9 protein-coding genes are annotated in these 10,161 nt (G+C 61.4%); 5 read left to right on the forward strand and 4 right to left on the reverse strand.

What is annotated here, in order from left to right; genetic code table 11:
• Positions 1 to 420: 420 nt before the first annotated feature.
• The 3 genes from IE113_RS16340 (at position 421) to IE113_RS15960 (ending at position 4,676) form a co-directional block, all read left to right on the forward strand.
• Positions 421 to 669: a pentapeptide repeat-containing protein gene (locus IE113_RS16340; RefSeq protein ID WP_229822675.1), complete on the forward strand. Its 249-nt coding sequence runs from the start codon at positions 421 to 423 to the stop codon at positions 667 to 669.
• Positions 666 to 1,427 (forward strand): DUF3800 domain-containing protein, encoded by a 762-nt coding sequence (locus IE113_RS15955; RefSeq protein WP_189543296.1) that lies wholly within the window; start codon positions 666 to 668, stop codon positions 1,425 to 1,427. The genes IE113_RS16340 and IE113_RS15955 overlap by 4 nt, the downstream gene beginning before the upstream one ends.
• Positions 1,428 to 1,538: 111 nt before the next feature.
• Positions 1,539 to 4,676, forward strand: coding sequence for a type I restriction endonuclease subunit R (locus IE113_RS15960; RefSeq protein WP_189543298.1), 3,138 nt, complete (start codon positions 1,539 to 1,541; stop codon positions 4,674 to 4,676).
• A 7-nt stretch (positions 4,677 to 4,683) separates the two neighbouring features.
• Here the strand turns inward: IE113_RS15960 and IE113_RS15965 are convergent, their stop codons facing one another.
• Both IE113_RS15965 and IE113_RS15970 read right to left on the reverse strand, forming a co-directional pair.
• Positions 4,684 to 4,908: a conjugal transfer protein TraD gene (locus tag IE113_RS15965; protein ID WP_189543307.1), complete on the reverse strand. Its 225-nt coding sequence runs from the start codon at positions 4,906 to 4,908 to the stop codon at positions 4,684 to 4,686.
• A 79-nt stretch (positions 4,909 to 4,987) separates the two neighbouring features.
• Positions 4,988 to 5,236: a conjugal transfer protein TraD gene (locus tag IE113_RS15970; RefSeq protein ID WP_189543300.1), complete on the reverse strand. Its 249-nt coding sequence runs from the start codon at positions 5,234 to 5,236 to the stop codon at positions 4,988 to 4,990.
• A 172-nt stretch (positions 5,237 to 5,408) separates the two neighbouring features.
• Here IE113_RS15970 and traA point away from each other — a divergent pair, with 172 nt between their 5' ends.
• Positions 5,409 to 8,294, forward strand: coding sequence for a Ti-type conjugative transfer relaxase TraA (gene traA / locus IE113_RS15975; protein WP_189543302.1), 2,886 nt, complete (start codon positions 5,409 to 5,411; stop codon positions 8,292 to 8,294).
• 10 nt (positions 8,295 to 8,304) lie between these two features.
• Positions 8,305 to 9,084: a DUF6118 family protein gene (locus IE113_RS15980; protein WP_189543304.1), complete on the forward strand. Its 780-nt coding sequence runs from the start codon at positions 8,305 to 8,307 to the stop codon at positions 9,082 to 9,084.
• Positions 9,085 to 9,465: 381 nt separating this feature from the next.
• Here the strand turns inward: IE113_RS15980 and IE113_RS15985 are convergent, their stop codons facing one another.
• Together IE113_RS15985 and IE113_RS16465 are read right to left on the reverse strand one after the other, a co-directional pair.
• Complete coding sequence (locus IE113_RS15985; protein ID WP_189543305.1) at positions 9,466 to 9,954, reverse strand: hypothetical protein; 489 nt, start codon at positions 9,952 to 9,954, stop codon at positions 9,466 to 9,468.
• Positions 9,955 to 10,098: 144 nt separating this feature from the next.
• Positions 10,099 to 10,161 (reverse strand): SEC-C metal-binding domain-containing protein (locus IE113_RS16465; RefSeq protein ID WP_189539603.1); only part of this gene is annotated, 63 nt, incomplete at its 5' end.

The raw sequence follows: 10,161 nt of genomic DNA on the forward strand, positions 1-10,161 counted from the left end.
GCTGTACTTGATCGACCAACGCGCATCGCGGTCCTTTTGTCGGGTCTTGGCCGGCTTCCAGTCCTCGGGCACACGGCCTTCCTTGATGGCTGCCTTCACCGTTGGCGGGCAAAGCCCGATGCGGGACTTGACGAATATCAGGACATCCCCGGCTTCTGCCGGTCGGCGAAGTTGGAGGAGGTCCGCAAGCATGGCTTTATCCTGACGCCGGGACGCTATGTGGGGGCGGAAGATGTCGAGGATGACCACTTGAATTGCCGCAACGTGACGTTTGCGCCCTACAACCCTCTTGCTGGACTTGGCGACTTCGCCACGAATTTTTCGCATTTCTTGGATTGTTCGTTTATGGACAGCGACTTGAGCCATGCGAAATTCAACGGCTCTGAACTTCAATGGTCAGAAGCGCCGCCGGAAACGCACATGGAATACTACGACAACGATGACGGAAGTTATGGCTGTGGACAGGTCAGCTATGGCCCATTTTATCAGGCCAACTTGCGGGGAGCGTCGTTCAACAGATGCCGCTTCAAAAATGCCGATTTCCGCGATGCGGAGAACATTTTGGAAGCCGACTTTACTGGGGCGAAGGGGTTGGAGGACGCATTCTTTGATAATGACGAAATCAGGGCAGCGGTCCTGGCCCAGGCGGCGGGTGGCTCGGCTGCATGAAGGTTCTGTTTCTAGATGAGTCCGGCGATCACAATCTGACCGTGATCGATCCGCTTTATCCGGTGTTCGTGCTGGGCGGCGTGATTATGGACCGCGACTATGCCCGCAATGAGGTCGCGGCGGCGCTGGACAAGTTCAAGCTATCGATGTTCGGCACCACGGACATTGTCCTGCATACTGCCGATATCGCCCGCAACCGCGCCGGGTTTGAACGTCTCAAAGACGCAGGATTTCGGCAGGCGTTTTATGCTGAGATCAATGCATTGATGGCGCAGCTTGAATATCAGGTTGTGGCCTGTGTCGTGCACAAGGATGTCCATCTCCAGCGATACGGTCTGGCTGCCGTTGATCCCTACATGCTTAGCTTGGATATCCTGGTTGAGCGGTTCTGCCTTGATGTTGGCCCAGTTGCAGGCGGGGGCATTATCGTTGCCGAGAAGCGCGGCAGCACCTTGGACCGAGGCATTGAATTGGCATGGTTGAACCTGAAAATTCAGGGGACGCGGTTCATGCAGGCCGCTGACATCGAACGGCGCGTGAGGGGGCTGCATCTTCGTGACAAGAAAGAGAATATCGCCGGACTGCAACTCGCCGATCTAGTGGTTTCACCCATCGGTCGCCACGTTCTGGGCAAGCCCGACAAGGCGGATTGGGCTATTGTCGAAAGCAAGCTGCGGCGCAGCGCGAGCGGCAGAACAGATGGTTTTGGATTGGTTGTTCTGCCCAAAAAAGCAGGGCCAGCCCCCGCTACGCAGTGACTGACCCATGAGCGTCTATATACATCACTCCCTGGGGAAGTCAAGGAATGTTCCGATAATCGGAACCCGCGCTGGCCAATATATCACTATAAATCAATGGACTATGGCCGAATGACAATCACGGAAGACATTGTCGAGCTGGCGGCCATCGAGACGCTGCAGGAGCTGGGCTGGAGCTATCTCCACGGCTCGGTGATCGCGCCCGACGGTTCCTTGCCGGAACGCCGCTCGTTCGGCGATGTTGTTCTGACCGGCAGGCTGGAAGCGGCGATTGCCCGGATCAACCCGGACGCGCCGGAGGCCGCGCGCGCCGAAGCCATGCGGCGAGTGCTGACTGGCGAACTGCCCGATCTGGTCGAAGAGAACCGGCGCATCCACAAGCTGCTGACCGAGGGCGTCGATGTCGAATATCGGGCCGACAGCGGCAAAACCGCCGCCACCAAAATCTGGCTGATCGACTTGGAGCGCGCCGATGCCAACGACTGGCTGGCGGTCAACCAGTTCGTCGTCGTCCAGAACCGCGCCAATCGTCGCCCGGACCTTGTCCTGTTCGTCAACGGCTTGCCGCTGGCCGTGCTGGAACTGAAAAACGCCGCCGCACAGAACGCCACGATTGCCGATGCCTACAACCAATTGCAGACCTATCTGCACCAGATCCCCGGCCTGTTCAGCACCAATGCCGTTCTGGTGACATCGGACGGCATGGAAGCCCGCATCGGCTCCATCACCGCCAATGCCGAACGCTTCATGCCCTGGCGCACGGTGGACGGCGAGGACTTTGCCCACCGGGGCACGCCGGAGCTGGAAACCCTGCTGCGCGGCGTGTTCACCCGCGCTAACCTGCTCGCCCTCATCCGCGATTTCATCGTGTTCGGCGACAAGGGCGAAGGCCCGTTCAAGATCATCGCCGGCTATCACCAGTTCCACGGCGCTCAGAAGGCCGTGCGCCAGGCTGTGGAAGCATCGCGTCCCGATGGCGACCGCAAGATCGGAGTGATCTGGCACACGCAGGGTTCGGGCAAGAGCCTGCTGATGGCTTTCTTCGCCGGACTGGCCGTGAAATCGCAGGCGCTGGAAAACCCGACGCTGGTCGTGTTGACCGACCGCAACGATCTCGACGATCAGCTTTACGGCACGTTCGGTCTGTGCCGTGACCTGATCCGCCAGAACCCCGAACAGGCAGATAGCCGTGCCGACCTCAAGCGGCTGCTCGACAAGGCGGCTGGCGGGGTGGTGTTCACCACCGTGCAGAAGTTCTCGCCGGAAAAGGGCGAGGAGAGTTTCCCGCTGCTGTCCGACCGGCGCAACATCATCGTCATCGCCGACGAAGCGCACCGCAGCCAGTATGGCTTTGAGTCAAAGCTGAACCGGGAAACCGGCCTCAGGCGCTATGGCTATGCCCACTATATCCGGCAGGCCATGCCGAACGCCTCTTTCATCGGTTTCACCGGCACGCCGATTGAAGCCGCCGACATCAACACGCCCGCGATCTTCGGCGAATATATCGACATCTATGACATCAGCCGCGCCGTGGAAGACGGTGCGACCGTGCCGATCTTCTACGAAAGCCGCCTCGCCCGGATCGAGCTGAACGACGATGAAAAACCGCTGATCGACAGCGAGATCGAGGCGCTGGTCGAAGATCAATCGCTGACCGAAGCGGAAAAGCTGAAGGCGAAATGGTCCGCTGTCGAAGCGCTGGTCGGTTCCGATAAACGGCTGGCGCAGGTGGCAGAAGACATGGTTGCGCACCTGGAGGCGCGCATCGAAGCCATGAACGGCAAGGCGATGGCCGTTTGCATGAGCCGCCGAATCTGCGTTGCCCTTTATGACCGTATCATCGCCTTGCGGCCCGAGTGGCATTCAACCGACGATGCCCAGGGCGCAGTAAAGATCGTGATGACCGGCTCGGCATCGGACCCGCTCGACTGGCAGCCGCATATCGGATCGAAGAAGCGCCGCGATGACCTCGCCAAGCGTGCACGCAATCCCGATGATCCGCTTCGCCTGGTCATCGTCTGCGACATGTGGCTCACCGGCTTTGATGCTCCGTGCATGAACACCATGTACATCGACAAGCCAATGCGCGGACACGGGCTGATGCAGGCCATTGCCCGTGTGAACCGGGTGTTCAAGGACAAGCCCGGTGGGCTGGTGGTCGATTACATCGGCGTCGCGCAGAACCTGCGAAATGCGCTCAGCCAGTATACCGATTCCGACCGCGACAAGACCGGCATCGACGAATCCGCCGCCGTCGCTGCGATGATGGAGCGGTACGAAGCCATCCGCGACCTGTTCCACGGCTTCAACTACCTTCCCGGTATCACCGGGCAGCCCCGCGAACGCCTGATCTGCCTTGGCGGTGCCATCGACTGGGTTCTGAAGTGGCAGGAATCGCAGGCCGCACGGCAGAAGACCGACGAAGAGAAGAAGCGCGCGCATCGCCGGTTCCTCGACATGGTTCTGGAACTGTCGAAGGCCTATGCCTTGGCTTCAGCCAGCGACGAAGCCCGCGCCATTCGGGACGAAGTCGGGTTCTTCCAGGCCATCCGGGCGGCACTCGCCAAGACCACCGCAACCGGCAAGATCAGCGAGAAGGACCGGGCATTTGCCGTGCAGCAGCTCGTGGACCGGGCCGTTGCATCATCCGAGATCATCGACATCCTGAAAGTGGCCGGACTTCAGTCCCCGGACATCTCCATCCTGTCGGACGAATTCCTGATGGAAGTCGGCAAGATGGAGAAGAAGAACCTCGCTCTGGAAGCCCTGAAGAAGCTTCTCAATGGTGAAATTGTCAGCCGTTCCAAGACTAATCTGGTCGAGAGCAAGGCATTCTCGAACCGCCTGGAAGAAGCTGTCGCCCGCTATCACGCCGGGGCCATTTCCGCGGTCGAGATGATCCAGGAGCTGATCGAACTCGCCAAGGATATGAAAGCCGCCCGCGCTCGCGGCGAGGAGATGGGCCTCAGCCAGGAAGAAGTCGCCTTCTACATGGCCCTCGCGGAAAACGAGAGCGCCGTTGAAGCCATGGGCAACGAGAAGCTGCGCGTCATCGCTCATGAGCTGCTGGAGCAGTTGCGCAGCAATGTGACCGTCGATTGGCACCAGCGGGAAAGCGCCCGCGCCCGTATGCGCGTTTTGGTGAAGCGTATCCTCAAGAAATATGGCTATCCGCCAGACCTTGCCGACGAGGCTGTGCAGACTGTTTTGGCGCAGGCGGAAATCCTGTTGCGGGAAATCGGGGACTGAACCTCACTCAATCGCTTTCTGCTTCAAACGCCCGCTTGCCTTTCCGCTTCCACAGCACCAGCGCCTGTTCCCGTTCCTCGCCCCGCAGCTTGGCCGCGACTGTAAGGAACGCACCGTAAAGCGCGGCGCGATCATCATCGGCGAGTTCGACCAGCCCGGCCTTCACGACCAGGCCGCCCAGTTCGATCAGTTGCCGCGTGCGTTCGCGGCGCTTGACCTGCCATTCGCGCATGTCGGTTCGCGCCTTTGCCGCCTCAAGCCGATGCCGCGCCGCCGTCAAGCGGAAGAGCGCCATCCGGCTGGCCTTGAGTTCACTCGCCACGCTTGCGCGCCTTGCTCTGAAAGAAGGCCGCGCCCCGCTTGCGCCACGCATCCTTCCTCTGTGCTTCATTGTTTTCAGCGATGACCAGCAGCGCACCGGCCAGCGTTTCCGCATCGATCGCATCGGCCCCGGTTGCGATCACCAGTTCGCCGAGTTGCTGCACGCGGCGTTCCTTCAGCTGCTTTGCCTTGTCGGCGAGCGCCTTCAGTTCCGAATCAAAGTCACGGGGTTTGCGCATCGAAGTTCTCCATTGAGAGGTGATGCGCTGATGATAATATCGATGCTCTCCCAATGCTGTAGAGTCGTCGAGACGGCCTGATACTGAATAGTCCCGAGCAGGATTTTATCATGGGAGGGCGCGCTTATACGTCGTGCCGACGTCGCGCTCATGGCGTAGATGGATTGCCGTCATGGCGATCTTCCACCTCTCCGTCAAAGTCATCAGCCGGTCGAGCGGGCGCAGCGCTGTTGCTGCCGCCGCCTATCGCGGGGCCGAGCGGCTGCACGACGAACGGCTCGACCGCGACCATGACTTCACCAACAAGGACGGGGTCGTCCATTCCGAAGTGCTGTTGCCGGAAGGTGCCCCCGAGGAATTTGCCGACCGGGAAAAGCTCTGGAACGCGGTCGAAGCCGCCGAGAAGCGCAAGGACGCGCAGCTTGCCCGCGAGGTCGAATTCGCCATTCCGCGCGAGCTGACCAAGGAACAGGGCATCGAGCTGGCGCGGGAGTTTGCCGAGGCCGAATTCGTCGAAAAGGGCATGATCGCCGACCTCAATGTCCATTGGGATATTGGTGCGGACGGCCAGCCAAAGCCGCACGCCCATGTCATGCTCACCATGCGCGAGGTTGGCAAAGACGGGTTCGGCGCAAAGGTGCGTGAGTGGAACAAGGCCGAGCTGGTTGAGCAATGGCGCGAGCGCTGGGCCGAACAGGTCAACCAGCGCCTTGCCGAACTCGACATCGATGCACGGATCGATCACCGCAGCCTGGAGGCGCAGGGCATTGCGCTGGAACCGCAGGACAAGATCGGCCCCGCCGCTTCGCGCATGGGCGTGCGCGGGCTGGAGGCCGAACGGATCGAGGAACACCGCGCTGTAGCGCAGCGCAATGGCGAGCGGATCATCGCCAACCCAACTGTCGCACTGGACGCGATCACGCACAGTCAGGCCACCTTTACGAACCGCGATCTTGCCATGTTCGTGCACCGGCATAGCGACGGGAAAGAGCAGTTCGATTTGGCCATGCGCGCAGTGCGCTCTTCGGCCGACCTGATCGCGCTGGGCAAGGACGGACGCGGCGAAGAGCGGTTCACATCGCGCCAGATGATCGAAACCGAGCAGCGGCTCGGTCGCGCTTCGGAATTGCTGGCAGAACGCGAGCGGCATCAGGTCGAAGATCGTGGCCGGGAAGGAGCGCTGGCGCGCGCGGCGGAACGTGGCCTGGCGCTATCCGGCGAGCAGCGCGCAGCATTCGAGCATGTGACCGATGGGCGCGGACTCAGTATTGTCGTTGGCTATGCCGGGACAGGCAAGAGCGCGATGCTAGGTGTGGCGCGCGAGGCATGGGAGAGCGCGGGCTATACCGTTCGCGGTGTAGCGTTGTCGGGCATTGCCGCCGAGGGGCTGGAGCACGGTTCAGGCATCGCATCGCGCACCATCGCCAGCCTTGAACACCAGTGGGGCCAGGGCCGCGAAATGCTCACTGCGCGCGATGTGCTGGTGATCGATGAAGCAGGCATGGTCGGCACGCGTCAGATGGAGCGCGTGCTGTCCCATGCCGCCGATGCAGGCGCGAAAGTTGTCCTGGTTGGCGACCCGCAGCAGCTTCAGGCCATCGAAGCGGGAGCTGCCTTTCGTGCGATTCATGAACGGCACGGCGGCGTCGAAATTAGCGAGGTGCGCCGTCAGCATGACGGCTGGCAGCAAGACGCCACGCGGCACCTTGCTACCGGGCGCACCGGACTTGCCATTCAGGCCTATGGGACACGCGATATGGTGCATGTCGGCGAGACGAGGGAAGCGGCACGCGGCGAGCTGATCGAGCGTTGGGATCGAGAACGGCAGGCCAGCCCCGGCGATACGCGGATCATCCTCACCCACACCAATGACGAGGTGCGCGAACTCAATGACGCCGCGCGCGGAAAGCTGCGCGCCAGTGGCGAGCTGGGCGACGACGTGACCATCCGCGCCGAGCGCGGCGAGCGCCAGTTCGCCAGCGGTGACCGCATCATGTTCCTGCGCAACGAGCGGGGCATGGGCGTCAAAAACGGTACACTCGGCACCATTGAACAGGTGACGCCGCAGCGCATGGCTGTGCGTACCGACGATGGTCGCAGCATCGCCTTCGACACCAAGGATTATGCGAACATCGATCACGGCTACGCCGCAACGATCCACAAGGCGCAGGGCATGACCGTGGACCGCGCCCATGTGCTGGCGACGCCGGGCATGGACAGCCATGGTGCCTATGTCGCGATGTCTCGCCACCGTGACGGCCTTGCCCTGCATTATGGCCGCGACGACTTCGCCGATCAGTCCAAACTTGTCCGCACGCTCAGCCGCGAGCGCGGCAAGGACATGGCAAGCGATTACAAGCCCGAGCAGCAGTTTGCCGAACGGCGCGGCATCACCTTCCGCGAACGCATTGTCGAGATTGCACGGCAGTTGCCGGAACGAGCGAAGTCGATCTTCGCTGGCTTCCGTCCGCAGGTCAACCGGCTCGAAGTGCTGCCGACCGAACAGCATGGCCTGTCCAATCAGCGCCGCGCCGTCGAACGCTATGCCCGCGCCGCCGCCGACCTTGGGCAGATGCGCGAACAGGGATTGCCGGTCCTACCACACCAGCGCGACGCACTGGAGAAGGCCGGAAAGGCGCTCGACGCAATCCGGCCCAATGGCGCAGCCGACCTCGCCAGCGCCTTGCAGCGCCAGCCCTCGCTCGCCCGTGAGGCCGCCGATGGTCGCAGCCAGGGTGCAATCCGAGCCATGCAGCTTGAGGGCGAAATCCGCGTCGATCCTGCGCAGCGAGCCGACCGCTTCGTCAGCGACTGGCAGCGGCTGGGGCAAGCACGGCAAGCCATGCAGCGCGATGGCGACAGCAAGGGCGCGCAGAGGCTCACCAATCGCATGACGGACATGGCGAAGAGCCTGGAGCGCGACGCGCAGGTCGAATCCCTGTTGCGCGGTCGCACCCGCGAGCTGGGCATCAAGACAGAACTCGGTCGCGATCTGGCCCGCGACCTTGCCGCCTCCATCACGATGGAGCGGAGCCGCTCAATCGGCATGAGCCTGTAGGAGAAGCGTAATGGATACCGATGCTGATGAAGTGGAACTGACCCTGGACCTTGAGCCGGAGCCGGAACCCGATCCCGACCCACTCACCTCGGATACCGTGAACGATCCCGCCGCCGAGGCGTTTGCCCGCCTTGAGGGCGAGTTAGCCCTGATGCGCCGGGCGGTGCAGCACCTTGCCGCCGAGCGTGCAGACATTGTCATTCCCGACTACGGTGCGACCCTGACCGACATGGCCAAGCGGATGGGCGCGATCAGCGAGAGCCTGAAGGGCATGGCTGGTCATCCCGCGATGCAGATGACCCCTGACAGCATCGGCAATCGGATCGCCGCCGCAGCCGAAGCCGCGAGGCGCAGTGATCAGGACAGGATCACTCAGGCCCGGAGCGACTTGAACCACGCTGCCCTGGAAATGCGCAGCGTCGCAGCCCATGCGCGCACCGCCTCCGAGCAGCGGCAGCAGCTCTACCAAGTGGCGGGCGGGGCCGTGCTGGCGGGTATCCTGCTATGGTCTTTCCTCCCAGGCACCGTTGCCCGTGCCATGCCAGACGGCTGGCACTGGCCCGAGCGCATGGCAGCCCGGATCGTGGGCGCACCTTCACGCTGGGATGCAGGCGCGCGGCTGATGCAGAGCGACAGCCCTGAGGCATGGAATGCACTGGTGCAGGCCGCTGACATCCAGCGCGACAACCGCGATGCCATTGACGCTTGCCGCAGGACCGCTGCAACCTCGCAGCAGCCAGCGCGATGCACCGTCAAGATTCGTCCCGTGTCGCAGCCAAAAAGCAGATGATGGTATCAGCGAGGTTGGGTTGGCGTCCCAGAAAGGGCCGACGAGGATCACCACGACCCACACGAAATGTGGGAATCAATGTGGGATCAGATTTTCAGAAATCTCCACTTTATCGTGTAAAAACAACACGATAAAGTGGTTGACTGGTGCCAGAAGAGGACTCACGTCTACCACCCTTTCTCTTGTTAAATCAGTATTTTAGGCAATGTGGTTTTTCGAAAGGCCCACAATTTCGCCCGCGCTAGGCAACTAACGTATTGGTTCGATGCCTTTTTAGGGACTCTGGCGATTTCAAAGTCTCAGAATTCCGCCATTCCTGCGCAGGAACAAATGCAGAAAGTGGGCCTTTTGATTCGGGCTCCAAGACGGCCCTTTACCTCGTCATGCATCCCGCGGTCTCCCCTCTACAAAACGCGCCTCGAGTGAGTGCATTTCGGCAAGCGTCGAGAGGTAGATGCTCAAGCCAGTGGCCACGCCTCGGTAGAGTTCATCGCAATCCACCTGGACGTGGGTAATCGCCTTAGACGCGATGATCCCTGGCAACGCCCAAATTGCGTCCGGGGGCAAATAAGCCACCATCGAACGAAGGTTCTTGCGAAGAATTAGAGATAGCTGCGCTCGCTGAGCCGATTGGGAGACGTCGGGCAGAAATCGCTCGCATGCGAGCCGTATTTCAATTTCCTCTCCCCTGTGCTGCTCAAGCGTTGCACTGGTCTCGACGATCACACACTTCAGCCGGACGAATGTCTCGTCTAAGCGGCGCTCCGGCTCGTCGACGACATAATAGGTGGGCCAGGCAGCCTGAATCTCCGCCTTGAGAGAATAAACCGGCCTAGGCGTAACCTTCCTTTTGCGTCTGGTCTTCGTCATCGCAACTCTCTCAGACAACGCGACAGTGACGATCGCCGCTTTCGAGAAGGCTACATGCCGATGGGCACGAAACCAATCAGTTGAAGATCAGCGAGTGGATGCGGTTGACCGTAAGCGCCGACGGAAGGCGGCGTTGACGCGGCGTCAGGCTGCTGCGCAGCAGCGCTTGTACTTCTTGCCTGAGCCGCATGGGCATTGCTCGTTGCG

Origin of the sequence: Novosphingobium arvoryzae (genome assembly GCF_014652615.1) — a bacterium.
Classification (GTDB): Bacteria; Pseudomonadota; Alphaproteobacteria; order Sphingomonadales; family Sphingomonadaceae; genus Novosphingobium; species Novosphingobium arvoryzae.

Excerpts from the sequence above, each read along its gene's own strand:
- IE113_RS16340 (WP_229822675.1), top strand. The coding sequence starts at position 421 with ATGGAATACTACGACAACGATGACGGAAGTTATGGCTGTGGACAGGTC.
- IE113_RS15955 (WP_189543296.1), top strand. The coding sequence starts at position 666 with ATGAAGGTTCTGTTTCTAGATGAGTCCGGCGATCACAATCTGACCGTG.
- IE113_RS15960 (WP_189543298.1), top strand. The coding sequence starts at position 1,539 with ATGACAATCACGGAAGACATTGTCGAGCTGGCGGCCATCGAGACGCTG.
- IE113_RS15965 (WP_189543307.1), bottom strand. The coding sequence starts at position 4,908 with ATGCGCGAATGGCAGGTCAAGCGCCGCGAACGCACGCGGCAACTGATC.
- IE113_RS15970 (WP_189543300.1), bottom strand. The coding sequence starts at position 5,236 with ATGCGCAAACCCCGTGACTTTGATTCGGAACTGAAGGCGCTCGCCGAC.
- traA (WP_189543302.1), top strand. The coding sequence starts at position 5,409 with ATGGCGATCTTCCACCTCTCCGTCAAAGTCATCAGCCGGTCGAGCGGG.
- IE113_RS15980 (WP_189543304.1), top strand. The coding sequence starts at position 8,305 with ATGGATACCGATGCTGATGAAGTGGAACTGACCCTGGACCTTGAGCCG.
- IE113_RS15985 (WP_189543305.1), bottom strand. The coding sequence starts at position 9,954 with ATGACGAAGACCAGACGCAAAAGGAAGGTTACGCCTAGGCCGGTTTAT.